Below are 25992 nucleotides of genomic sequence, written 5' to 3'. Positions count from 1 at the left end.
TTTACCTTATATTATATTTTTTTAATGGTAGTTTAACAGTAAACTTTGTACCCCAACCTATCTGACTGATGACATGAATTGAACCTTGGTGAATGTCTACACATTTTTTGACAATAGCTAATCCTAAACCAGTTCCTAAAATATTACCGACATTTTTAGCCCGATGAAAAGATTCAAATAATCGAGGTATATCTTCTTCAGGAATACCAATTCCCTGATCTTGAATTTCAAACACTGCCTGTCTATTTTTACAAGTAAGGGTAAACTTAACCAGAGTACCATCTGGGGAATATTTGAGGGCATTGGAGAGTAAATTACTTAGAATATACCCCAATAATTTGTCATCCATATAGCAGGATATGGATTCATAATCACTGCTAAAAGATAGCAAGTGCTGATTTTTCAGATTCAACTGAAATTCTTCCACCAAGTGACGGCAATATTCGACTAAATCAAAGAATAATGGACTATATTCCAATTTTCCTGCTTCTGCCTTGCCGATCATCAAAATATCATTTAACATTTCTGTGATCCGCTGGACTGCACTTTGAATGCGACGCAGATGAGTGAGTTGTTTTTCTTGTGTCCATTTGTGGCGGTAATGTTCTAGCAACTCTGAGGAAGAAAGAATAGTACTTAATGGGGTACGGAATTCGTGAGAAGTCATAGAGATAAAGCGGGATTTGAGTTCGTTCAGTTCTTTTTCTTTCTCTAGTGCTACTCTCAGTTCTTGCTCTAATTGCTTACGATTGGTAATATCAGTTTGAATACCAATGTAGTGAGTTAAATAACCATCAGTGTCATAAACAGGGGAAATATTTAACTCTTGCCAAAATAGGCTGCCGTCTTGACGATAGTTACGTAAAATTACAGTGCAGTCTTGTCCTGCCTGCATGGCAGTGCTAAGTTCTTGTAATCCTGGTTGATGAATATCAACACCTTGAAGCAAACGAAAATTTTGCCCCATGACTTCTGCTGCTGAGTAGCCAGTCATCCGCTCAAAAGCTGGATTAACATAGATAATTGAACTATCTGGGCTGGTAACATCAGCTATGACAATACCGTTACTACTAGCAGCGATCGCGCGATCGCGTAGTCTTAAACCTTCCTCGATTAATTTGCGCTGAGTTATATCTGTATAAATACTAACAAATGAAACTATTTTGTTAGTGCTATCTTTAATGGCATCAATACGTAAATCAACTTGGACATTTTGATGACTACGAGTTTTCATGGTTACTTCACCACGCCAAGGCTCACCTCTCTGGACAGTCTTAAATACTTGGTTAAATATGTCTTTTTTGGTAAAATTAGCTGATAAACCACCACAACTATTCAATTGATAAAAAGTATAATCAAATACTTCCACAAAGGCAGGATTGACATAGATAGCCTTACCAGTAATATCTGTAATACTAATAGCATCGCTTGTGCTTTCTATGGCCTTGTGTAACCTTAATAAAGACTTTTCTGTTAATTTGCGTTCAGTGATATCGCGGGTGACTTTAGAGAAACCACGTTGCTTCCCTGTTTCATCATGTAATGGCGTTAAAATACAATTTGCCCAAAAGTGAGAGCCATCTTTGCGAAGAAAAACACTCTCACATTCACATCGACCGTTAACTGCTGCTATTTCTAATTGTTGCTTTGGGATATTGTTTAAAACGTCCTCTGGTCGAAAAAAGCAAGAGAAATCATGCCCAACAATCTCTGATGCCTGATATCCAGTAATACATTCTGCACCAGAATTCCAACTCATCACCCTGCCTTCAGGATCAAGCATATAAATTGCATAGTCTTTGACACCTTCTACTAATAAACGGAAATATTCTTCACTTTGGCGCAGTTCTTCTTGATCACGTTTACGGCCTGTAATATCTGTGGAAATACCGCAAACAGCATAAGGAGTACCATTAACATCTTTTAAAGGAAACTTCACAGATAAGTAGGTGTGTAAACCATCTAAGTGGGGTGCAACTTCTTCTGTTTCTAGAGGAATACCACCAGCCATTACTTGAGAATTGCTAACTGCGAATGCTTGAGCAACATCATAAGGCCAAACATCATACACACTTTTACCGACTATCTGCGCTTGAGTAATATTAAATAGCTTTTCATATTGGTGGTTCACTAGCAGGTATTTATTCTCAGGATCGAGTAAGTACATTACCGCTGGGAAATTATCCAAAATGGCTTGTAGTTGCTGTTGCATTTCCCATAACTTTACCGCTTCCTGCTTGCGAATAGTGATATCTCGATCAATACCGCGATAACCACCGAAGTTGCCCTCGACATCAAAAATGGGAACTCCATTGGTTTCCATAACTACTAAATGTCCATCTTGATGATAATGAGTGTTCTCCACGCATTTAAATGTTTGTCTGGCGGCAAAAAGTGGCGAGAAAATCTTGATAACACGCTCTGCTTCTGCTGGTGGCATCAATTCAAAGGGGGTTTTTCCTAATACGTCGTGGGGTTCGTAACCTAAAATATCGCGGACTTTAGGACTAACATAGGTATAAATGCAGTTTTCATTAACTTCCCACACCCAATCACTAGTAGCTTCAACCAAGTTGCGGAAACGTTCTTCGCTTTCTCGCAGTGCAGCTTCAGTTTGTTTGCGCTTAATACCAAGGGCAATTTCATCAGCAACAATTCCCATTGAGCTAAAAGTAGTTTCTGTGAGGGCTTGGCAGGAAAACATAGCAATTACACCTATTGTTTCCCCTTCCACAATTAAGGGATAACCTGCAAAAGCAACTATTCCCTCTTGCTTTGCCCACTCTTGGTTACTAATGTGAGGATCATCCTGAACAGAGTTAGTCAAGTGGGGTTTACCTTCTTGGGCAATCAAACCAATCTTAAATTGACCAACTGCCACAAGTCTGTGATTTCCATCAATGTGAGTGTATATCCCCGAACTGACTTGTAATTCCAAGACTTGCTCTTCTGTATTCAGTATCCAGATGCGAGCAAAGGCAGCATGAAGATGTTTCACTAAAGCATCAGTGCAACCACGCATCATATTTTCTAAAGTTTCTGTCTGAGTCAGAACAGCATCTACTTCCGAGCGAAAATCTGCTAACTGCACTCGTTCTAACAGTGCTGCTTCTACTCGTTGGTGATTCCTACGGAGCGCTTCGCTATCGCGCAACACAGCTTGTTTTTCGCTAATATCTGTGACTGTACCAATGTAAGTAACCTCTTCTCCAGTGTCTGAGCATTCGGCAACTATCTGACCAACCACCCACCTAACTTCTCCATTAGGATGTTGAAACCGATATTCGGAACGAAATGACAGATTTTGGCTTACAGACTGATACCATTCTGCTTGAATTCGCGCTTGGTCTTCTGGATGAATAGCACTTACCCAGGTACCAGCTATATCAGATGGGACTCTACCAGCAATCTCGCACCAACGGTCATTGGCATAGTGAAAATTTCCCACTGCATCGGTGCAGAACAAACCCACAGGGGAAACTTTGGCGATCGTGTGATATCTTCGTTCACTTTCCCGGAGTGCAACTTCTGCGGTGACGCGGTCATGAATATCTGTATTTGTGCCAAACCAATTGATAATTTGCCCTTGTTGGTTACGCAATGGTAAGGCTCGTCCCAAATGCCAGCGATAGCTTCCTGATGATCGCTGGAGGAGACGAAATTCTACTTCATAATTTGCACCTGTGGCTAGAGATATATTCCAAGCTGCAATACTGTTTGGCAAATCATCGGGATGTACCCATTCCTGCCATTTCCAATTTAAAATTTGCTCTGAGGTACAGGCAAAGTAATCTAGTGAGCGTTTGTTGATGTATTCCAGACTGCCATCTGGATGAGCAATCCATACTTGCTGGGGGATGGATTCAGCTAAGAAGCGAAAGCGTTCTTCACTTTTTTCTAAAGCATCTAAAGCCTGTTTGCGCTCTGTGATATTTTCTAATGTTCCTAACATACCTACAACAGTGCCTTCTGTATTATACAGAGGGACTTTGTTTGTCTCTAGCCAAATTTGGTTACCATCTACTTGCTGTTGAGATGTAATAGTTTGATATTGAGGTTGATTAGTCTTCATCACCTGGGCATCACACAAACGGTAGAAGTTTGCTTGTTCCTGATTGGCAACTAAATCATAGTCTGTCTTACCAACAATATCTTTGGGATTTTCCAAACCAACCATTTTGGCAAAGTTGCGATTACAGCCCAAGAAGACGGAATTTATGTCTTTCCAGAAAATATTATGGGGGATAGTATCCATAATTAACTGCAACATTTGCTGAGATTGCAGGAGTTGATTTTCTACCATTGGGCGATTCCGCTGTGAGTGCAAGGCACACGCTCCGCGATCGCTAAATGCTGCTAAAGGCAGATCACTAATTTCTTCTCCTACTGCTTCTAGAGCTAGACAAATACTTTCCGGGGTGATGGTGTCGATAAGTTGATCTTGCTCATCTACAACTGCAAACAACTGCAACTTAGACTGAGATAATAATGAAATTACTGTTGCTAAAGTATTAAGTGACTGCATAGTCAGTTTTATAACTGAGGTCTGCATCACTTCCGAAATTGGCACATTGTTCAAGTCAGATCCTGAAGCGACAAGCTGCACTATATCTTCTGGTGTCAAACACCCCACTACCTCTGAAGCTGATTTAACCAAAACACCTTGACATTGTAGAGCCATTGGTGAGATACCTGCTGGTGCGATCGCACTGTTTTGGTGTAATCTATCCGTAAGACTTACAGGCATCGCCGCGATCGCATCCAAGACAGTTGTTTCTGGCGTAACCGTCAGCGTCGAACAGTAAATTATAGACTCTAAGCTTTTGAGGACAAAATAGTGAGGTGATGCTTGCATATTTGATTTAAATAGCCACTACCAACAAATAATTAGAGACTTCCAACTAAAAAAATCTCCCGTCGTTGTGACGGCAGGGGGGCAGGGAGCAGGCTTGCCCTGAGCGTTCACGTAGTGTGTCGAAGACAAGTCGAAGGGGAGCAGGGGGAAGAAAAGTCGCTTTGATTTGGTGAAATTGGATCATCTTTTTTGTGGAGTTCTCTTATCTAAAATTGCTGATTTATTGAAGTCAGCCCTAGTCCCAGAAGCCAGGAGGAAAGAAAGCAAATTTTATGAGCTGTTTAAGCTTTTTGCACTAGCTAGTTAATTTCCTCATCTTGTACTAAATTATTGTGACGCGAAATCAATATTATTATAATGGGTAAAAATACGGTAAAATTTTTGGTCAAAAAATACTATAGTGTTTTTTCAATTGCCTAGATACATGATCTACACGCAAGAAGATTGTAACTAAACAATTAATATAATTTAGGATTTTAAATTTTATATCATTTCCACCTAATCACTTGCGATATAAATTGTTTGTGCAGGAATCCAAAAATTCTTTTTCCCCCTGATCCCCTTCGACTACGCGGTAGTTGAGCAGTTCGGCAAGCTCACTGTAAGACTTGTCGAAACTCAGGGCAAGCCTGCCCCCTAAGCGTTCACGTAGCGTGGCGTTAGCCATAGGGCTGCCTTAATAATAAGTATTCAACCGGATATGATATTAGTCGTAATCCTGTTGAAAACTTGCATATTCTATTGATTTATTACCCTCCGCTCACCGTAACGCAATAGCCTTTCTATTGTTAACAGTCGATTTTCCCAGACTTTAACTTGATAAGGATTTTCCTTCGCTGTCACAATCATCCAAATTCTAAATTTAGACTGGAAGCGATTGAGCGATGCTCTGGCACTAATTAAATTACGAGGAGAAGGTGAAACTGCCAGTTGATTTAAAATACTTTGTAATTCTTGAGACTGGTTCTTAAAAGTAGAAATTGTATTTGCCGACATTTGTAATTGACCATTCTCTCGCACAAGTTGCCATTCTTTTTCTAGAGCCATGTAGCGGAAAGCCGCAGTACGAAATGGCTGACGCTGAGGAATAGGCTCATTTTTTGAATTTTGCACCTTACCCTGGGTATTACTAAATACTTCGTCCAACTCGTTATTAAAATTATCTGCTGCAAAGAGTGCATAACCACTGACAGGTAAATCTCTCAACATTTGCAGTTGGTCAAAAGCCCCCACTGTAGGCAAAGACAGCAGACGAATTCCCGGAACCAACAAAGTAGAACCTAACTTAGTAGAGTTAATCCAAGGTTGCGCCAGTCGTTGAAAACGAGGAGTATCCAAAGCATAAGTCATCGGCACAACTAAATCTATATCTCCTCGTCTAGCCCAAACTTCCCAACGCTGTTGAATCTTTTGCACCCTTTCATATTCTGGTAACGGAAATACAGCCACAGATAAAATTAAATTTGCTCGCTTTTGGCGTGACATCTGTGATACTTCAGCAACAAAGCTATCAACTTGTTCGGTGCGAAATGCCGTCCATTTTTGCCACAAATCTCTCTGCGTAGGAGCAATATTTACAGGATCTACACCAGTTTGTTGTTGAAATTGCTCTCTTGCTGCTTTACCATAACCGTAAATTCGGCCTACAAAAGGATCTTGAAAAGGGTAACGAATGTAATCTAAATGTAGACCATCCACCTGATACCGAGTCACAATTTCTTCGTACAGTTTTAATAAATATTGACGTACTTCAGGATTAGCTGGGTCTAAAAAAGGCTTTGTTTGACCACTGGGAATCATCTGTCCACGCTGATCATAGTTTGCCCAATTAGGATTAGCAGCCAACACAGGGCCTGGATAATCAGGACTGACATTAATAATTTCATTGTGAGGGCGATTACCAGCGGCAAAAGTCCAAACCCAAGCGTGTAATTCCATTCCTCGTGCATGGGCTAATTTCACAGCGACTGCTAAGGGATCCCAATCTTTAATTAAGGGGTTTTGTTGTGGTGCAACCTGACTGGGATAAATTGTATAACCGGCATTGACAGTTTCAAAAAATATAGTGTTAATTCCAGCTTGGGACAAACGATCAAAAATCTGCACTAATCCCGCTTCATTTTCAGCTTTAACAATTGTTCCCCTATCTAACCAAACTGCACGAATTTCTGGTTGAGCTATGCGTTGATTAATAGGAAACTGTTGCCATAAATTCGTCCTGATCTTTAACCATTGCTGACGAGCCAAGGCATATTTTTTTTGGGCAATTAACACAGGAATATTTTTGGCAACTTCCCTAGCTTGGGCTAAGTTTTCCTCTAAACTGAGGTCTGTAGTTTCTAATCCAGTGGATACTAATTTTTCACTTTCTAATTTTAAGGTTTGGAGTTTATTGACGTTACCATAACCATGAACTGAAGCTGCTAAATGGGCGCTTTCCACTCGACCAATCAGATTCTCTAATTCTTTTTGAAGTGCTACTGCATCCTTACTATCAATCGGCTGATTAGAATTGGGTAAAACATCCAAACGAACTGCTGTTTCGAGTTGATCAATTGCCTCCTGGAAATTTTGAGGAACAGGTTTAGTTTGGGGTTTAGGGTTCCGAGAAGTCACCTGTCTAGGCTGGGTTCTAGTCTTGGGCAAATTGGGCTTTTTCTGAGAAATAACCCGCCTCGGCTGGGTTCTAGTCTGGGGTGGATTGATTTTGCTAAGTGCAGGGCTTTGTGTAGTAGTTGGCACATTTTCTGAAGCAGAGGGACAATTGGCCGCCTCTCCCACAATTTTTGTATTTGGCCATTTTAAATAACGACTGAGTGCAGCTTTTAACCAAGCGGTATCTAAATCGGCTGTTGCAGCGGTATCTGTTCCCAAGCGCCAACCTAACAAAGTGGAACGCTCGGTTGTCAGTACTGCTGACTGCTGATATTGAGAGTTCCAAACAGCAGCAACCTCAGTTCTAGGATGATCAGAAATCATCACAGCACCTACAACTTTACCAAAGAGTTCTTTTCGGTTTGCCCATTCTGGAGAATTTGTTTTTGCTGGTTGCAACTCTTGAGCTTGACTGAGGCTAAATGCCCAATAACCCCCTAACAAAGTTCGCAATAACTGACGCACTCCAGGAGTTGATAAACTACCTACAGGACCACTAGCAATTAAGCGCCCTCCCCGACTCATCCATTCTTCTAGTGCGATCGCTTGTACTGGCGTTAAAACCTCTACATTTGGCAATAACAATACCTGTTGCTTACCTAAATCTGCTACATTTTTCACACTATCTAGAGGAATTACACAATATTTTGCGCCTACAGCCTGTAAGCGGTTAGTGATTCCTTTCCATTGATTGCTATTCTCTTGGCTTTTAATTACGCCCAATACATTTACTTCTGTTGCCGCTTTTGTTGGTAATATTCCCAATAAGTTAACAACCAAAAAATTAATATTTACAATAAACAAGCTCGCAATTTTAATTTTTATATGATTATGCACCAAATATTCCTCACACACTGAATTCAGTTCGTATTAGTCCGCAGATTGTGTTAGCGACAACACACCATTTCTGGATTTATTGGTACGTTATGGAAGCCTAACGTACCCTACAACAAATTCGATATTTTTCAAATTGGCAGCCTCGAATCATTAGGAAATACAGGTATTGATTAAATCCTCAACCCCCGCTACTGGAAATATTTTTGTATTCAGTTGATTTGCTACATTCTCAACACTGATATCATCTAAAAATATTAATTCTCCATGTTTGAGCATAACGCTAGGTAGCAAAATACCCTCACCTAAATCTTGCCCATTTAATTTCAAAAGTAAATCATGTCCGGTTAATAATCCCGTAACACTGATACTTTGCCCCCAGTAATCGCTACATAACGCCTGCATATTTATCTCTAAGCCTTCCACAGCATTTAATTGTTTGACGATAGGTTTAAATGCCTGTTCCACAGCATTACCGACAACCCAAGTTAATTTTCTTTGGGGAGATACTTTTAATGGTAGTAATTCGTGAGCAGCTTGGGTAAATTGCTTGATAAATAATCGAATAGAACCAACACCATTATCAATTTGAGGATATTCCTCATATTCAGCTTCGCTAGGTAATTCTTCACCAGCAATCAAAAACCATTCATCTGCTAACCAAGCCACACTAGAACCAAATTTTTTCCGAAATTCGTGAGAGAGTGATTTAACTTGAGAAATTACTTCCTGCGCTTTTTCTCGTGTCACGGGTACAAGCTCATCTTCTTGGGGACGAAATCTGGTTAAACCGACGGGAACAACTGCTATTGATGCTACCGCAGGTATTTCTCCGGTATGAAAAGATGTTAAATCTCTCAATGTTTGTTCTAGATGTTCACCATCATTGATTCCTGGACAAACCACTACTTGAGCATGAATTTGTAATCGTCTTTCTTGAAACCATTTGAGTTGTTTTAAAATCTGCCCTGCGCGGTTATTTTTTAACAGCCTAGTTCTAATTTCTGGTTCTGTAGCATGAACAGAAACATATAAAGGAGATAAACGCATTTGTTCAATACGTTGCCATTCTTTTTCTGATAAATTTGTCAGAGTTAGATAAGATCCATACAAAAAACTCAGCCTATAATCATCGTCTTTGAAGTACAAGCTGGAACGTTTACCTGGTGGTTGTTGGTCAATAAAGCAAAAAGGACAACGGTTATTACACTGAATTAAACCATCAAATAAAGCGGTTTCAAATTCTAGTCCTAAGTCATCATCATAATCTTTTTCAATTTCAATATGATGGGTTTTACCAGATGTATCTAAAACTTCTAGTTCTAAAACTTCATCAGCACATAAAAATTGATAATCAATTAAGTCACGGGGTTGTATTCCATTAATAGCAACAATCGCATCACCCGCTTCAAAGCCAATTTCAGCCGCTATTGATTCGGGAAGCACCTTGGTAATTTTGGCAGGATGAATGGTAGTCATGGATAATTGGTAATTGGTAATTGGTGATTGGTAAATAATTATCTTTCTCCCTGCTCCCTGCTCCCCTTCGACTTCGCTCAGGGCAAGCCTGCTCCCTGCCTCCTATCTCCTATCCTTGCCAACCAAATGCGATCGCTAATAAGATAGCAGTGCCGAAGGCTAATCTGTACCATACGAAAACCATTGTGTTTTTGGTTTGTAAATACCGGATTAGAAATGCAATTGATAAGTAGGAAAAGATAAAGGTTGAAATAATCCCGACAATTAACAGTAAAACAATGTTATTTGGCAACTCTTGAGCTTGAAATAGCTTAAATATTTTCAGACTTTTATAAAGGGTGGCAATGGTCAGAGTGGGAAACCCTAACAAAAATGAGAATTTAGCTGCTGTTTCACGCTCTAAGCCTAAAAATAAGGCAGTTGTCAATGTAGAACCAGAACGGGAAACGCCGGGAATTAAAGCTAGAGTTTGTCCTAATCCTACTAAAATACCATCTCTAATTTGTAATGAATCAAATCCTCGCTTGCGAGTGCCAATTTTTTCGGCTAAACCTAGTAAAATCGCCATAACGACTGACATTATAGCAATAATTAATGCACTATCAGGTAAAACGTCTTTTAAAAGAAAGCCAATAGTTAATGCAGGTATTGTTCCTACTGCAATACCTACAGTAATTTTCCATTCTTCCCGTTCCCAGTCTTTATCCTTGAGTGTTTTGATTGCACCTTTAAGAATACTAGAAATCAGCGTCCAAAAATACCATAAAATTGCTAGAACACTACCAAATTGAATGGCATCGACGAAATCTTTAGAACCTAGTTCTTTCCAAGCAAATACTTTGGTGACAATTAGCAGATGTGCGGTGCTACTAATCGGTAAAAACTCGGTAATACCTTGCACAATACCGAGAATGAATGCTTGCATTAGTCCTTGAACAAGGTTGACTCCATTAGTTGTAGCTTCGCTAGGTACTCCTACCTGTAAAATTTGCCCCCATACAAGAAATAGCAAGTCTATACTGCCTGTTGCCAAGATTATCGCCATTTACCACGCTCCCAAAATGAATAAATAACTTGAGAAAATTATCCAACTTTACCTGCTTCTCGTCATTTATTCCGGGCAACATCCTTAGAGATGAAAAAATTTAAAGTATAATCAAGATGCCCCCTAGGGGGATTTTAGAGTATGATACTTTATGATAAGTAAAGTTTAGTAACAAATATTAAAAATTTTGATTAATAATACATTGTCCTCTTACACCACTACTAATACGGATTTGCTCACCACTGACACCGGGTACGGGGGAATCAAGGAATTAGAGTCTACTCTATCGTTATCGGCTTCTTTTCCCGCTGTCATCTCTAGGAGGCAAACTTGGCTAGTGTTTGCAGCAGCGATGTTTTTGGTAACAGTACCAGTATTTATAGAAGCGCCGTTAGTGCGATCGCTCCCCAGCGTTAGTTTAGTAATGACAGGATTTTGGGTTTGGCTGAGTTTGACATTAATGTCACGTCCACAAACCTACATTTGGGGGGATTTACTCCTAGGATTTAGCTGGAGTTGGTTAACAGGAGCAATTTACTGGGGCTGGTTACGGTGGGAACCCCTATGGCACTTACCCATAGAATCAATCGGACTACCCTTTGCTATCTGGTGTTTGTGGCGAAATTGGGGCAAAGTCGGGAACTGGTTTTATTTAGGTTCGCTATTCGGCACAGTTTTAACCGATGTGTATTTTTATTTAGTGGATTTGATGCCCTATTGGCGACAAATTATGAGAACAGATGCCGCTGGAGCTTCACAAATCTTAAAAAATGCTTTAGCGCAAGTCCTAACCCCTTGGGGAGAAGCCTGGGCAATTATTCTCGCCCTAGCATTGTTAACCGTCGGAATTGTCTCTTTGGGTAAAACACAATGGCACTGGTACGCCTTTAGTGGAGCAGTTTTGAGTACAATTTTAGTAGATAGTCTGTTTTTATTAGCAGCGGTTTTTGCCTAAATTTATCAAACAGACTTGAGAAAGGCACAACATAAAAATTGCAGATAAATTTGTAAAATCAGACCCCAGAGCCGTAAATTTGTGGATATTAACTAAATTTGGACAGAAGTCACCCACTATATCGGCAGGTTAGTATTCCGAATCAGCGATGGGTACTTCACTAAGCTGTATATTAGTTTCTGATGACTGCTGTGTGTTGATTTAGCTATCAGCTATCAACCAAAGGATGAGGTCAGAACAAATAAGTACCCGATCAGCCTCCAGAGTCACTAGCGGGGTTGAATTTGTACTCCATACCTCTGAACTTTAGCCTACAGTTGACGGCTTCTAGCTAAAAGCGTTGATTTATGTTTGTTGGAAAGAGGTAGAAAATTGTGAAAGGATTAGTACGTTTATTAACAGTGTTTAGTCTGTTGCTAGGCAGTTGGGGATTATTGGGAACTACTCAAATCGCCCAAGCTGCAAGTTTTAGCAACGTTACTTTGTTTCAAGTCCCAGTTTTGGCAATTTCACGTCAAAATCGGGCAGATGCCAAGCTAGGAACGGAATTTGGTAAAAAAATTGATTTGAATAATACCAACATTGCCGCTTTCCAACAATATCCAGGGTTATATCCCACTCTGGCCAAGAAAATTATCAGCAATGCTCCCTACCAAAAAGTAGAGGATGTATTGAATCTACCAGGATTGAGCGAGAGTCAAAAATCCAGACTGCAAGCCAATTTTGATAACTTTACCGTCACCGAATACGAGCCTAACTTCAATGAAGGAGACGATCGCATTAACAACGGTATTTATAGATAACTAAATGGGATTGGGGACTGGGAATTGGGAATTGGGGACTGGGGACTGGGGACTGGGGACTGGAAAAATTATTTAGATACTTTTTTCCATTACCATTATCCACTAACCATTACCCATTACCCATTACCCATTACCCACTACCCATTACCCATTACCTAATGTCTAAAATAGATATTCCTAGCCAATTTGATGTTTTAGTAGTCGGTGCAGGTGCTGCTGGACTATACACAGCATTGTGTCTACCAGAGTCCTTACGAGTCGGCTTGATTACTAAAGAAACAGTTACTTTATCAGCCAGTGATTGGGCCCAAGGTGGCATTGCCGCAGCCGTATCCCCAGAAGATTCTCCCAAACTGCACATTGAAGACACATTAAAAGCAGGGGCAGGTTTATGTGATGTCGAAGCTGTAGAATTTTTAGCTGAAAATGCTCCTAGCTGTATTGAATCATTAGTTAACTTAGGTGTAGCCTTTGACCGTCATGGTAGTTCCTTAGCTTTCACCCTAGAAGCAGCCCATTCTCGTCCTCGTGTTCTTCACGCCGCAGATACTACAGGTAGGGAAGTAACTACTACTCTGGCAGCCCAAGTACTACGCCGCCACAATATCCAAATTATCCAGCAAGCCTTAGCTCTGAGTTTATGGATAGAACCAGAAACAGGACGCTGTCAGGGAATTAGTCTGTTTTATCAAGGACAAGTTACATGGGTCAAGGCTGGTGCTGTAGTCTTAGCCACAGGTGGCGGTGGTCAAGTGTTTGCCCAAACCACTAACCCAGCCGTTAGTACAGGAGATGGTGTGGCGATCGCTTGGCGGGCTGGTGCTATCCTTAGAGATTTAGAATTTGTCCAATTTCATCCCACTGCTCTCACTAAACCAGGACGCTTTTTGATTAGCGAAGCTGTACGCGGTGAAGGAGCGCATCTGATTGATGATGAAGGGCGACGTTTTGCTTTTGACTACCATCCAGATGGAGAACTTGCACCGCGAGATGTGGTGAGTAGAGCTATTTTCAGCCATTTGCAAAATACAGCCGTTGATCTTGCCACAGCCCATGTCTGGTTAGATATGCGCTCCATTCCCCCTGAGAAAATTCGCCATCGGTTTCCCAATATTATTCAAGTTTGTCAGCATTCGGGTATTGATGTCTTCAATGAACCTGTGCCGGTAGCTCCTGCTGCTCATTACTGGATGGGTGGTATTTTGACCGATTTGATGAATCGTACCAATATCCCCGGTTTGTACGCTGTAGGCGAAACTGCAAGTACTGGAGTGCATGGAGCTAATCGCCTTGCGAGTAATTCTCTGTTGGAATGTATTGTTTTTGGGGCGCAGATGGCCGATGTCGAAAATGAATTATTAAGCAAAAATCAACTCACAGTCTCGGAATCTATATCGAATCCATTATCTTGTGTCTTTTCTGCCAGCGAGTGGCAAAATCAACAGGAATATCTAGAAGCCATACGAGAAAAACTACCCCGTTTAGTCTGGCAAAGTGCTGGTATTTGTCGAGAGGAATCTGGTTTAGAAAGTGCGATCGCTACAATTGAATCTTGGCAACAGGATTTCGCTAACTTACCTTTGAGTCAATTCTTGCAAAGTTTATGTCCCACAGAATCAGCCAGTTTCAATCTCCCGAATATTGATCAGCAATTGCGACTTTGGGCAGAAACACGCAATTTGTTAGATGTAGCTTACCTAATTCTTAAAAGTGCCGCTTTTAGAACTGAAAGCAGGGGTGGACACTACCGCTTAGATTACCCTCAAGCAGATCCAAATTGGCAAGTTCATACAATTGTGCAGAATCATAGTTGGTGGAAATCTCACTAAACATCATCTAAATAGATTTTGCGGAAAAAGTCTTTTCGTGAGGGCTAGGAGTCACAATTCAGGCTTCGCCGTGAGCGTCAGCCGAACGGAGTCAGGAGATGAATTTCAGAATTTTTGAGCATCCTTGAAAACCAGGAAAGTGTTTGACTTTTGATGCGATCGTCCCTTATTCCTTGCAGCATTTTCAACGCTCATATCCATGTAGTTCTTTATGTATAAGGGTGTCAGATTTATTCAGCAAGCCCTAAATAAATTTTATATGCTCTTTTACAAGTTTGAAGCTCAACCCCTATTAACGTGTTCCGCTACCATACTGACTGTCAGGCGCGCCATAGTTTGGTGGAGTATAGATATCTAAAGCAAAAGTATTCACTGCTTGAGTTCTTGAGCGAGGGCTTTCTGTATCGCTAAAATCATTAACAATTAAGCCATGAAATATTTTTGTCGCCTCCGTCAAATTGGGTATTAGTATAACAGCACTTACTACACATAAGACCACAATACTTGTGATTTTTGCATTAGTATCAAGGGATCTTAGCATATTGACTAGCATATAAATGCGTCCTGCCTCTTTTTGGTGTCTACTGTAGACTGACTAGGTTATTCGGACAAAATCAAAGCTTCCTCAAAGTTAGTTATTGTTGTTAGCAATTAACTGCTGAACTGAAAAGTAGCTTTCTCCTGAGCTTTGGAAATATTTTTGAATAATATATGTCTTAATTAAGAATTATTCCTCATATGCTCTTTGAATCATCGCTCCAGAGATAGATATTCACCACCTTATTCAGAAAAAATTAACTATTTGGCTTATTTTTAACCAAAGCTTAACTTTTTTTGTGTGTAAACACCCAAGCTACTCCATCAAAACTTACAAGAAGTTAGAAAAAATTATTAGTTGTTACTTAAATTATTAATTTACGAGTATAAAACACCAAGTTATGTTTACATAAATAAATGTAACGATGAATCACAACAATTATCCTAATTTTTAGAAAAATTTATTAATACAGCAGATTGCAGATCAATGAGGCTTCGCCGTGAGCGTCAGCCATACGGTACAGAATCAAAATTGAAACCTAGACACCAAACCAGTTTTACTCCTGACTCCTGCTGTAAAATATATATAAATTGACCAACAACTGTTAATAAATACTTATCAATATATATAGGAATCATAAATGATATAACAAAGTGCCAAGTGCATTTAATTTTAATTTTTTACTCAGCATTCATAACTGTTTTAGTGAACTCATAGCGATTTTTACCCAGATGTTTAGCCTTGTACATTGCTGTATCTGCTTGCTTAATTAAATCTTCACTATTTTGGCTGTTAATTGGGTAGATACTGATACCAATACTGGCAGAAACTGTAGTAGTATGCCCATCTAAAATAATTGGCTCAGTTATCACACTTAAAAGTTTTTCAGCTACCTTTGCAGCTACTTGGAAGTTAGAAATAGCCCGTAAAATCACAGTGAATTCATCACCACCCAAACGAGAAACTGTATCGCTAGTGCGTAATGAATTATTCAGACGTTGAGCAATAATTACCAACAAGCGATCGCCCATTTCATGACCTAATGTATCATTTACATCCTTAAAGCCATCTAAATCAATAAACAGCAATCCCAACATGAGATGATTAGTTTGTGACCAATTTAGCGATTCATCAAGTTGTTCCAGAAAAAATTTACGATTAGATAGACCAGTTAGAGAGTCATGGTATGCTAATTGACGCAGATGGTTCTCTTGGAGTTTTAATGCATAATTGGAGTGGAATAAATCAGCAGCAGTGCGTTTAAGTTCTTCCTCAATTTTTTTGCTTTGAGTGATATCTCTAATGATCCCAACTAAAAAGAAATTACCAGCAGCATCTTTGTGCAGGGATCGCTTAGTAGCAATCAAGTGAGTCTTACCATTAGCATCAGTAAATTCTTCTTCATGTTCCTGGGGTTGCTGAGTCTGAAACACAATATCATCTTGCTTGCGAAATATATCAGCTTCATGTTGAGGAAAAAAGTTATAATCTAACTTTTCTATTAATAGTTTATATGAATAACCGATAAATCTACAATAGGCTTCATTTAAAACAATCCACTGATGTTGTTGATTTTTTACAAAAATGGGATCAGGAATTGCATTGATAATTTGATGCAAAAAATCTTTAGAACGTTTTAATTCTTGCTGTATATAATTAATATAAAAAATCATAGCAATAGCTGAACTGCTAAAAGTCAACAATGCTGGAATAATGGGTATCCACCAACCACCTAAAAAAGCCAAATAAACAGTTAGATTTAAAGCAAAACCAGATAGTAAAAATATGAATATACTCTTTTTTAGTTGGCGGATTTGCCAGATGATAACCATTCCGATAAAAGACCAAACAAAAATCCACAAATTTTCTATATAATCAGGACAGACTTTGAGTAATGGTCTTCCTTGTAGAGCAGCAGAAATTAACTCATTGATAAAATAAGCTTGCAGTTGGACACCAGCTATCGGTTGTGCAGCACTTTTATCCATGAGATGGCTAGAGTAAGGAATAAACACAAAATCCTGGAGACTGGGTGCAGTAGAACCAATGAGGATAATGCGATCGCGAATCCAATCCTCTGAAATTCTCCCAGCTAATACATCTGCCAAAGATACATGACGATAATTGCAAAGTCCAACAGATACAGTATGACAACGGGGTTTAGGAAAATTAGATAAAATTTGGTAGCCTCTAGCATCAGCCCCCACATAACCACCATTGTTACTCTCAAACCGAGTAAAAATAGCCTTACCTAACTGTAAATATTGATGATTCCCCTCGGCTGTTTGAGGTGTTATTCCCTCTGACTTTAAATATAATAGAGCCAACTTGAGAGCAAAACTTTCATGGGCTTGATTATTTACGTGCGAATATAACAAACTACGGCGAACTTTACCATCAGGATCATAGAGTATATTATTAAACCCTACTTGGTTTCGCTCATTCAGTATTGCTGGAGGTGAAACACTTTCTTTTTTGTTATTTGCCAGTAGTTGAATACCAATCAAATTTGGTATGGCTTTATAAGCATTCTCTAGTTTTTTGTAGCCAGATCGTACAGGCAAATCTCTATAAATATCTAAGCCAATTGCACGGGGTTTGTAGTCCTTTAACTTAAACAAAACCTGGGCAATGATCTCATCGGGAATCGGCCAAGAACCCACTTGACGTACAGAAGTTTCATCAATTGCGACTATAGTGATGCGCTCATCTGGCAATTCATAGGGACGTAAGCGAAAAAATTTATCTAAAGTCTCCAATTCTAAAGACTGTAATAAACCTACAGAACGCAAAATCATGACAAAAATGGCAATCCACGAAGCAATCATCAATTCTCTGCGTCCTTGACTAAGAACTTGTTTAACTTCAAATACAAGTCTGACAAGATGACTGCTTAACTGCTGATTCATAAAAACCTCGCGGGATTGTGGAAAGCTAGAATTAGCAGCCGGACTAATACCGTTTCACTTGAAAGTTGATACAAATAAGCTTGCCTTGAGCGTAGTCGAAAGGGGGCAGGGGGAAAGAATTAAACATCAATGATTTGTATCATGCCTTTCGTGAAATGGTATAAGGCTGAGTGTGGAATATAGAGTATATGTTAAATCCCCAGCTTAATCTATGAACCAAGCCAGGGATCATGTCATTTATTTGCGGTAGGATGCTCCTGTAATAGTCAAAAACTGGATATAAGTAGTTTATCTAAAATACTTAAAGTTTCGAGAACCAGTATAACCAGTAATCTTTGCCAGTTCGTCTAGGTTCTGCACACCACTATAGGTTTTACCATTGATTATCCAAGTGGGGAAACTTTGAATTTTAGCAGCTTGACATTGGTCTGGCTTTGCTTTGGGGCTGTCAGTAGCGCACTCTACCTTAATATTATCGTCGATAATTTTTTCAGCTTCTTGTCCAAAAAGTAACTTCTGTTCATGACAGTGGGGACACCAATAAGCGCTGTATTCTTTAGCCCCAACTTTAACAAGATGCTCTGCTAAGGCAATTTCTGATTCCCCAGATGTGGTAGTAATTTTCCAGCCAAATTCGGGCTTAGGTTCTTCTGTGGGAGTGAATGTAATTTGCTGAGGTTTGCCAGAAGTGGATTCAGCGATATCACCAGATTTATTCACTCCAGCATAGATGCCTAAAGTGCCAATTAGCGTCACCATCCCGACAATAATGGCCGTGAAAAATATTTGCCCAATATCTTCCCAGTCACGACCGATGATGGTTATTACTAACATACTCAGGGAAAATAAAGCCGAGCCGATACAGTAAGGACATAAGGCTTTGATTTGAGATGCCAGTATGTACATTAAGTAACCACTAAAGACTGACATTGCGATCGCTCCCACTAATAGCAACCACCAAGTCAGATTTTCCAGTTGTTTACTGCTTTTGTTGTTTTCCCCTGAGTTTAATGCTAAGGGAGCAAGAGCGAATATCAGCATACTGATATAGGCTAAAAGCCCAAACAAAGCTAATGGTTGACCAAAAACTGTTGCCCAAGGGCTAGAAAGGACATCATTACAGCCCTTAGTACCAGCTTCGGCTACACAAGCAGCACTTCTGCCAGTCAGCTTTTCAAAGGTGAGATAACCTGTGATGAGGACACCACAGCCTGCGATCGCCCCAATTAATGGACGCGACCATTTATGAATCCAAGGAGTAGAACGACGGCGAATCATAAGTATTTAGTCAGGAGTTCAGGAGGCAGGAGTCAGAAGGCAGGAGTCAGAAAAGGGAGCAGGGGAAGCAGATGAGAAAATATTAACTCGGTACTCGGTACTCGGTACTCGGTACTCGGTACTCAGTACTAAGAATGTAATTTCACTGAAGGAATGGATTTAGTTTCACCTTTGGAGTTCCAACTGCGGTGAGCAGCTTCCACAAATTGACTGACGCGAATTGGGTCAATGGGTTGCGAAATTTGACCGTGGCGTTTGAGAGAACTAGAAACAATCACACCATTTGCGGCTTGCATCAGGGTATCAATATTTTCCCAATTAGCTCCGCTCCCAATGAACACTGGTGTACCAGCAGCCGCACCACAAGCAAGTTCCAAATCTTCTAGATTAGGAGGGCTACCAGTTGCCCAGCCTGATAAAATTACCCCATCTGCCAATCCTCTTTCTATTGTGTCTTTGACAGCAACTGTGAGATTGGGTGAACTCAAAGGACGGGCGTGTTTGACTAAGACATCAGCTAGGATTTTCACATCCGAGCCTAGTTCTCGTCGATAGCGCAGTAATTGATGGGCTTCACCTTCAATTAATCCTTGGTCAGTAGCCATAACTCCAGTCAGGACATTGACTCGGATAAATTGGGCTTTTACACAACTAGCGATCGCCATTGCACTTTTGCCATCATTTCGCAGAACATTTAAACCTATAGGCAAAGTGACTAAATTCTGTATGCGCTGTACCACCACAGTCATCGCACTAACAACTGCTGGATCAACTTGATTTTTAGTAAACGGTGCATCGAAGAAATTTTCTACAATAATACTGTCTACCCCGCCACTAGCCAGGGCTGTTGCTTCTTGTTCTGCGCGGTCAATTACCGCTTTGAGACTACCTCCCCAACGGGGTGAAGTCGGTAGCGGTAGCAGGTGAACCACGCCAATAATTGGTGTTCGAGTTTTGAATAGCTGATATAAGTCCACGTCTTTAATTTGCTAGGGCATTGTCCAGAGTTGAGAATTTTTTGTTTAAGAAGGATGAAAAGACAAGAATAATTTTTGGATCTACCACGTCCCTAGTCTGTTTTTAATTGGTTTTTGGCGATTTTATCACCCTATCCTCTGATGATTGAGGGCATTTCCGCCTTTATGCTTCATTCTTGAGCGAACTCTTGACTTTTAACTAAACTAGTCAAGTTATTTGATTATCCATGCTTTATTGCGTCCTTCTGAAGATGGAAATCGGCGTTGAACCTTCCATAAGATATGTTAAGATAAAATCTGGCTATAAGAGGAGTTTGCCACTCACAAGACACAAGGCAGCTTCCCGTGGTTTAGGCATACCGCCCGCGCATCGTCGCCGGCCTAGTCTGAGGTATGGGGTAGCATTACTGCTTGATAGGCGTAGTCGCAAGTGCGATTTCCCTGAGGGTAGCGACTTCTCAAAAACAGCCCTTTGGGCGGCTTCCCGATGGGTAAACTAACAACGCACACGCTGGGGTAGTGTAAAATACCAATAAGCGAATCGTTAAAAAAGATTAAGAGTGTCATAAGTACCCAAAGACACTTCAATTTACCCTGGGGAACAGATTAATAAAAATATCATAGCATGGCCTCTATATCAATACTGATTAGGGTCAAACGTCCACGGGTATTTATTAGCAGTGGCAATTTGTTACTGCCCATGTCCTGATCAGGGTACGGGAAAAAACACCTAACTACTGTTTTTAATGTTGTGATTGAACGAGAAAAAAAAGTGAAGATTTTTTCAAAATATGGGTGACAAGCCGACAATTGCTATTTCTCATCTGGGATGTGAGAAAAACCGAATTGATACAGAACATATGCTAGGGCTGCTGGTAGAAGCAGGCTATAGTGTAGATACAAATGAAGAGTTAGCTGATTATGTTATTGTCAATACCTGTAGTTTTATCGAAGCTGCCAGAGAAGAGTCAGTAAGAACTTTAGTAGAACTGGCGGAAGCAAATAAAAAAGTCGTTATTACTGGTTGCATGGCGCAACACTTTCAAGAACAATTATTGGAAGAGTTGCCAGAAGCAGTAGCCGTGGTTGGCACAGGTGATTATCACAAAATTGTCAATGTCATAGAACGGGTAGAACAAGGGGAACGGGTTAAACAAATTAGCGCCGAACCCACCTACATAGCTGATGAAACGACACCCCGCTACCGAACGACAACCGAAGGAGTAGCTTACCTGAGAGTTGCCGAAGGATGCGATTATCGTTGTGCATTTTGTATTATTCCTTATTTAAGAGGGAACCAGCGATCGCGTACTATTGAATCCATAGTCGCCGAAGCCAAGCAATTGGCTAACCAAGGGGTCAAAGAAATAATTCTGATATCCCAAATCACCACCAATTATGGTTTGGATATTTACGGCCAGCCAAAGTTAGCGGAATTACTCCGCGCTTTAGGGAAAGTAGATGTACCGTGGATCAGAATGCACTATGCCTATCCCACCGGACTCACCCCAGACGTAATAGCGGCAATTCAAGAAACACCTAATGTTCTGCCTTATTTAGATTTGCCCTTGCAACATTCTCATCCAGAGATACTTCGCTCTATGAACCGTCCTTGGCAAGGACGGGTAAATGATGGCATTATTGATCGCATCAAAACAGCGTTACCATCGTCAGTACTGCGAACAACCTTTATTGTTGGTTTCCCTGGAGAAACACAAGAGCAATTTGACCATCTACTAGAGTTTACTGAGCGACACGAATTTGATCACGTTGGTGTCTTCACCTTTTCCGCAGAAGAGGGAACCCCAGCCTATAAATTGCCTAATCAAGTTCCCGCAGAAGTAATGGTAGAGCGCCGTGATCAACTCATGGCACTCCAGCAGCCCATTTCCTTCCACAAAAATCAACAGGAAGTAGGCAAAATAGTCGATGTCCTGATTGAGCAAGAAAACCCCGAAAGTGGAGAATTAATCGGCCGTTCCGGCAGATTTTCCCCAGAAGTCGATGGCCAAGTCTATGTTAAAGGCGAGTCTAGGCTAGGAACCATCGTGCCAGTAAAGATCCACAATGCCGATGCCTATGACCTCTATGGTCAAATTGTTAATAGTTAATAGTCATTAGTCATTGGTGATGTTGCCATGACCTATGTCCCATGCCCTAATTTACAAACTAAGTATCGGTTTACAAGTCCACAACTCACAATAAAATCTAGGAGAATTAATGAATCTTTCCTTTCAAGAACTAGGTATTTCCCAAGAACGTGTAGCAATTCTAGAAAAAATGGGCTTTACTACACCCACGAATATTCAAGCCCAAGCTATTCCCCAACTGTTAGCGGGTCGTGATGTCGTTGGTCAATCACAAACAGGAACCGGTAAAACAGCGGCTTTTTCGCTGCCGATTCTAGAACAACTAGATGTTAACAAACGGGCTGTACAAGCTTTGGTGTTAACACCTACCCGTGAATTAGCAATGCAAGTTCATGATGCCATTTCCCAATTCATGGGTGATGATGGCTTGCGAGTCATGGCAATTTACGGTGGTCAATCAATCGACCGCCAAATGTCACAACTCAAACGTGGTGTTCACATGGTTGTCGGTACTCCCGGACGGGTGATCGACTTGTTAGATCGCGGCTGTCTCAAACTTGACCAAGTACAGTGGTTTGTTTTAGACGAAGCTGACGAAATGTTGAGCATGGGCTTTATTGATGATGTCATCAAAATCCTCTCCCAGGCTCCCAAAGAGCGCCAAACAGCTTTATTCTCGGCAACAATGCCACCCTCAATTCGCTCCTTGGTCAACAAGTTTTTGAACTCTCCGGCAACTGTCACCGTTGAGCAACCAAAAGCTGCACCCAACAAAATCAATCAAGTAGCTTACCTGATCCCCCGTCATTGGACAAAAGCTAAAGCTTTACAGCCAATTCTGGAAATGGAAGATCCAGAAACAGCTTTAATCTTTGTTCGCACCAGACGCACAGCCGCAGAATTGACTAATCAATTACAAGCTGCTGGTCACAGTGTTGATGAATATCATGGTGATTTGTCTCAACAAGCACGGGAAAGATTGTTGATCCGTTTCCGTAATCGTCAAGTCCGCTGGGTAGTAGCTACTGATATTGCGGCACGAGGTTTAGATGTTGATCTACTTTCTCACGTCATCAACTTTGATTTACCCGACAGTGCCGAAACCTACGTTCACCGAATTGGCCGGACTGGTCGTGCTGGAAAAGAAGGAACAGCGATTTCTTTAGTACAACCTTTTGAACGCCGTAAGCAACAAGCATTTGAACGTCATAATCGCCAAAATTGGCAAGTGTTGACGATTCCTACAAGAGCGCAAATTGAAGCCAGACACATTCAAAAATTGCAAGAACAGGTAGGAGAAGCTTTAACAGGTGAACGTCTAGCTTCATTTTTACCAATCATTAGCGAATTGATTGAGAAATATGATGCTCAAGCGATCGCTGCTGCGGCTCTACAAATTGCTTATGATCAAACCCGTCCTGCGTGGTTACAATCAGGTGTAGATGTTCCTGAAGAACCATCTTCCAAACCCAAACTCAACAAGCGTCGTGATGGTGGCGAACGCAATCGTGTTTCTTGGGCTAAAGATAACGATGGTGATGAAGGTAATGGATCTTCCAAACCTAAGTTACGGACAGGTCGCCGGGAATCTTCCCCCGCACCCAGTAATCATAAACTAGGTTCACATACAGGAAGAGAATAGACTTCTCAATTCAATTTTGGATTTTAGATTTTGGATTGAGAATTAAAGAACTGATGCAATTCTCAAGTGATGGTTTTTCCTAATCTAAAATCGCCAATCTAAAATCTAAAATTGGTTCAAAGGCGGGTAATTTGATCTAACTCGCCAAATTCATCATCAGTTAATTTCCAACCCAAAGCGCCAACATTTTGTTTGACCTGTTCGGCGTTTTTGACTCCAGCAATGGGAATCACGTTCCCCTGAGCAATTAACCAGTTAAGGGCTACTTGGGCGGGGGTACGACCATATTTTTCACCAATTTTCCGCAGTAAAGATAAAACTGGGGCAATTTTATTTAAACCATCTTGACTAAATCGCGGGTCTATGCTTCTTGCGCCTGTAGGATTTTGAGAAGGTGTATATTTGCCTGTAAGTAATCCCTGAGCTAAGGGACTATAAGCTAAGATTATTACATCCAAATCACGGGCAGTTTGCAAAATGCCGTTAGTTTCGATTTGCCGTGTTAGTAAAGAATAACGGACTTGGTTAACAGCTAAAGGTACTTCCCTTGCGGCTAATATTTGATGTGCTTCTCGCATTTGTGATGCAGAATAATTACTGACACCTACTGCACCGATTCTGCCCCGTTTCACTTCATCCGCCAAGGTGTTCATCAAAATTTCTTGACTGAGAAAGAAAGTAAATGGCCAATGGACTTGGTATAATTCAATTCTTTCAACTTGTAGACGTTTGAGACTTGCTGTTAACGCCTCAGATACAGATTTGCCATCCCAACGCCAGGGTAATGGTCCGAACTTAGTAGCAATTTGTACTGATTGGGATGTTTGTTTCATGAACTTTCCTAAAAACTCTTCAGAAAGTCCTAAACCGTAAACTTCCGCAGTATCGAAGAAAGTAACTCCAGCATCTAAAGCTGCGGTAAAAGCTGCTTGTAACTGTTCTTCACCGTAAGCGTCGCCATAATTCCAAAAGAGTTTATCACCCCAAGCCCAAGTTCCTATACAGAGGGGAGGAATGGTTATGCCATTTTGACCTAATGTGATGGGTTCCATTTTGGTAAAATAGATTATATTTACATTTCTTTACTTATTTAGTTTATCGTCTTCTATTAACCTTTTGATGATTAGTAACTCAATATAAAAAACTTAAGATTCAGTTGAGTTAAGACAAGTATTTGATTATTGGTGGCAATTTAAAATAATTTTTGGCTATGTGGGCTTGACAATTTTTATACTTATTATGTTAAGATTTACACGTGTATTTTAAAATTTTTAACTAAATAACACAACAGTATTTTGCCTTTATGACGAAGAATTGATTGTAATATCATAATGGATAATTTTTAATGGAAAGCAATCACATAAACTATAACTTTGACAAGAGTAGAGAAAGAATTGATGCAATACTTGACACTAGCGATGTGTTATATGAAGAAGTAAATGAAATTCCCTCAAGAGATAGGTTAACCTTTACAAATGGGTTTTATGTAAAATGTACTGCACTTTTTGTTGACATTCGAGACTCTTCATCATTACCAGAAAAATATAGAAGACCAAGATTAGCAAAATTGTATAGAACTTATATCTCTGAAGTCGTTGCAGTCATGAATGGTAATCCCAATTGCTCAGAAATTAACGTTCAAGGAGATTGCGTTTGGGGAATTTTTGATACACCATATAAATCGAATATAAATAGTGTTTTCGAGACAACAGCTATTGTATCATCAATAATTAATATTATAAATTGCAAATTAATTAAAAAAATTTTCACCCAATAAGAATTGGTATTGGTATGGATTATGGTAGGGCTTTAATGATAAAAGCTGGTTATAGTGGAAGTGGTATTAATGAGGTTGTATGGATGGGAGATGTAGTTAATTTAGCTTCTAATTTATGTAGTAATGCAAATAAAGCTTGGAGTGATGAGTTAATGATATCAGAAGCTATTTATAACAATCTTAATGAAGATTACAAAAATCTAATGAAATGGAATTCAAACAGAAGATGCTATCATGGTAATGTTATTAACCTTTTAATGAACAATTGGTTAAAAAGCAACTGTAGTAAGTGGTAATTTCAAAAATTGAAGCTAGAAAAATAAAAA

Annotated in this window: 17 protein-coding genes; 7 read left to right on the top strand and 10 right to left on the bottom strand. The window is 40.1% G+C overall.

The genetic code is table 11. The features are described 5' to 3' along the window. Position 1: 1 nt before the first annotated feature. From ACSQ6I_RS01295 to ACSQ6I_RS01275, 5 genes are all read right to left on the bottom strand, one after another. Positions 2 to 4855: a PAS domain S-box protein gene (locus ACSQ6I_RS01295; protein WP_438888451.1), complete on the bottom strand. Its 4854-nt coding sequence runs from the start codon at positions 4853 to 4855 to the stop codon at positions 2 to 4. A 502-nt stretch (positions 4856 to 5357) separates the two neighbouring features. Next, on the bottom strand, positions 5358 to 5522 hold the full coding sequence (locus ACSQ6I_RS01290) for a hypothetical protein (RefSeq protein ID WP_438888449.1): 165 nt from the start codon (positions 5520 to 5522) through the stop codon (positions 5358 to 5360). 71 nt (positions 5523 to 5593) lie between these two features. Then, complete coding sequence (locus ACSQ6I_RS01285) at positions 5594 to 8347, bottom strand: family 10 glycosylhydrolase (RefSeq protein WP_438888447.1); 2754 nt, start codon at positions 8345 to 8347, stop codon at positions 5594 to 5596. A 150-nt stretch (positions 8348 to 8497) separates the two neighbouring features. Then, on the bottom strand, positions 8498 to 9823 hold the full coding sequence (locus ACSQ6I_RS01280) for a TIGR03279 family radical SAM protein (RefSeq protein ID WP_438888445.1): 1326 nt from the start codon (positions 9821 to 9823) through the stop codon (positions 8498 to 8500). Positions 9824 to 9932: 109 nt separating this feature from the next. Continuing rightward, entirely contained in the window at positions 9933 to 10868 is a 936-nt protein-coding gene (locus ACSQ6I_RS01275; protein ID WP_438888443.1) for an undecaprenyl-diphosphate phosphatase, read from the bottom strand. Positions 10869 to 11055: 187 nt separating this feature from the next. Between ACSQ6I_RS01275 and ACSQ6I_RS01270 the strand changes: the two genes are divergently transcribed. The 3 genes from ACSQ6I_RS01270 (at position 11056) to nadB (ending at position 14455) form a co-directional block, all read left to right on the top strand. Then, positions 11056 to 11823, top strand: a complete 768-nt coding sequence (locus ACSQ6I_RS01270; protein ID WP_438888440.1) for a DUF3120 domain-containing protein — start codon at positions 11056 to 11058, stop codon at positions 11821 to 11823. Between the two features lie 374 nt (positions 11824 to 12197). Further along, positions 12198 to 12626: a photosystem II complex extrinsic protein PsbU gene (gene psbU, locus ACSQ6I_RS01265; protein ID WP_042466168.1), complete on the top strand. Its 429-nt coding sequence runs from the start codon at positions 12198 to 12200 to the stop codon at positions 12624 to 12626. A 158-nt stretch (positions 12627 to 12784) separates the two neighbouring features. Continuing rightward, the gene (gene nadB / locus ACSQ6I_RS01260; protein WP_438888437.1) at positions 12785 to 14455 is read left to right on the top strand and encodes an L-aspartate oxidase; all 1671 of its coding nucleotides are present in this window, start codon (positions 12785 to 12787) and stop codon (positions 14453 to 14455) included. A gap of 292 nt (positions 14456 to 14747) precedes the next feature. Here the strand turns inward: nadB and ACSQ6I_RS01255 are convergent, their stop codons facing one another. The 4 genes from ACSQ6I_RS01255 to btpA all read right to left on the bottom strand — a co-directional run bounded on the left by ACSQ6I_RS01255 (position 14748) and on the right by btpA (position 20157). Continuing rightward, the gene (locus ACSQ6I_RS01255; protein WP_438888434.1) at positions 14748 to 14996 is read right to left on the bottom strand and encodes a hypothetical protein; all 249 of its coding nucleotides are present in this window, start codon (positions 14994 to 14996) and stop codon (positions 14748 to 14750) included. A gap of 677 nt (positions 14997 to 15673) precedes the next feature. Then, complete coding sequence (locus ACSQ6I_RS01250; protein ID WP_438888432.1) at positions 15674 to 17902, bottom strand: CHASE2 domain-containing protein; 2229 nt, start codon at positions 17900 to 17902, stop codon at positions 15674 to 15676. A gap of 288 nt (positions 17903 to 18190) precedes the next feature. Next, a complete protein-coding gene (locus ACSQ6I_RS01245; RefSeq protein ID WP_438888431.1) occupies positions 18191 to 19180 on the bottom strand; it encodes a vitamin K epoxide reductase family protein in 990 nt (329 codons plus the stop codon). Positions 19181 to 19308: 128 nt separating this feature from the next. Next, the gene (gene btpA / locus ACSQ6I_RS01240; protein ID WP_438888430.1) at positions 19309 to 20157 is read right to left on the bottom strand and encodes a photosystem I biogenesis protein BtpA; all 849 of its coding nucleotides are present in this window, start codon (positions 20155 to 20157) and stop codon (positions 19309 to 19311) included. Positions 20158 to 20948: 791 nt separating this feature from the next. On the opposite strand from btpA, the gene rimO reads away from it, so the two are divergent. Together rimO and ACSQ6I_RS01230 are read left to right on the top strand one after the other, a co-directional pair. After that, positions 20949 to 22268, top strand: coding sequence for a 30S ribosomal protein S12 methylthiotransferase RimO (rimO, locus tag ACSQ6I_RS01235; RefSeq protein ID WP_438888429.1), 1320 nt, complete (start codon positions 20949 to 20951; stop codon positions 22266 to 22268). A 109-nt stretch (positions 22269 to 22377) separates the two neighbouring features. Beyond that, entirely contained in the window at positions 22378 to 23889 is a 1512-nt protein-coding gene (locus ACSQ6I_RS01230) for a DEAD/DEAH box helicase (protein ID WP_438888428.1), read from the top strand. 116 nt (positions 23890 to 24005) lie between these two features. On the opposite strand, the gene ACSQ6I_RS01225 is transcribed toward ACSQ6I_RS01230, so the two are convergent. After that, entirely contained in the window at positions 24006 to 24941 is a 936-nt protein-coding gene (locus ACSQ6I_RS01225; RefSeq protein ID WP_438888427.1) for an aldo/keto reductase, read from the bottom strand. 293 nt (positions 24942 to 25234) lie between these two features. Between ACSQ6I_RS01225 and ACSQ6I_RS01220 the strand changes: the two genes are divergently transcribed. Together ACSQ6I_RS01220 and ACSQ6I_RS01215 are read left to right on the top strand one after the other, a co-directional pair. Continuing rightward, positions 25235 to 25666, top strand: a complete 432-nt coding sequence (locus tag ACSQ6I_RS01220; protein WP_438888426.1) for a hypothetical protein — start codon at positions 25235 to 25237, stop codon at positions 25664 to 25666. A gap of 14 nt (positions 25667 to 25680) precedes the next feature. Next, positions 25681 to 25962 (top strand): hypothetical protein, encoded by a 282-nt coding sequence (locus tag ACSQ6I_RS01215; RefSeq protein ID WP_438888425.1) that lies wholly within the window; start codon positions 25681 to 25683, stop codon positions 25960 to 25962. The last annotated feature ends 30 nt before the right edge of the window (positions 25963 to 25992 follow it).

This window comes from Anabaena sp. WFMT (genome assembly GCF_051781005.1).
Classification (GTDB): domain Bacteria; phylum Cyanobacteriota; class Cyanobacteriia; order Cyanobacteriales; family Nostocaceae; genus Anabaena.
The sequence above is the reverse complement of the archived record's forward strand: the minus strand, read 5'-3'. Positions and strand labels throughout refer to the sequence as shown.

What these genes read in the sequence shown, in the direction of transcription:
- ACSQ6I_RS01295 (WP_438888451.1), bottom strand. Translation starts at nt 4,855, where the DNA reads ATGCAAGCATCACCTCACTATTTTGTCCTCAAAAGCTTAGAGTCTATA.
- ACSQ6I_RS01290 (WP_438888449.1), bottom strand. Translation starts at nt 5,522, where the DNA reads ATGGCTAACGCCACGCTACGTGAACGCTTAGGGGGCAGGCTTGCCCTG.
- ACSQ6I_RS01280 (WP_438888445.1), bottom strand. Translation starts at nt 9,823, where the DNA reads ATGACTACCATTCATCCTGCCAAAATTACCAAGGTGCTTCCCGAATCA.
- ACSQ6I_RS01275 (WP_438888443.1), bottom strand. Translation starts at nt 10,868, where the DNA reads ATGGCGATAATCTTGGCAACAGGCAGTATAGACTTGCTATTTCTTGTA.
- nadB (WP_438888437.1), top strand. Translation starts at nt 12,785, where the DNA reads ATGTCTAAAATAGATATTCCTAGCCAATTTGATGTTTTAGTAGTCGGT.
- ACSQ6I_RS01255 (WP_438888434.1), bottom strand. Translation starts at nt 14,996, where the DNA reads ATGCTAAGATCCCTTGATACTAATGCAAAAATCACAAGTATTGTGGTC.
- ACSQ6I_RS01250 (WP_438888432.1), bottom strand. Translation starts at nt 17,902, where the DNA reads ATGAATCAGCAGTTAAGCAGTCATCTTGTCAGACTTGTATTTGAAGTT.
- ACSQ6I_RS01245 (WP_438888431.1), bottom strand. Translation starts at nt 19,180, where the DNA reads ATGATTCGCCGTCGTTCTACTCCTTGGATTCATAAATGGTCGCGTCCA.
- rimO (WP_438888429.1), top strand. Translation starts at nt 20,949, where the DNA reads ATGGGTGACAAGCCGACAATTGCTATTTCTCATCTGGGATGTGAGAAA.
- ACSQ6I_RS01230 (WP_438888428.1), top strand. Translation starts at nt 22,378, where the DNA reads ATGAATCTTTCCTTTCAAGAACTAGGTATTTCCCAAGAACGTGTAGCA.
- ACSQ6I_RS01225 (WP_438888427.1), bottom strand. Translation starts at nt 24,941, where the DNA reads ATGGAACCCATCACATTAGGTCAAAATGGCATAACCATTCCTCCCCTC.
- ACSQ6I_RS01220 (WP_438888426.1), top strand. Translation starts at nt 25,235, where the DNA reads ATGGAAAGCAATCACATAAACTATAACTTTGACAAGAGTAGAGAAAGA.
- ACSQ6I_RS01215 (WP_438888425.1), top strand. Translation starts at nt 25,681, where the DNA reads ATGGATTATGGTAGGGCTTTAATGATAAAAGCTGGTTATAGTGGAAGT.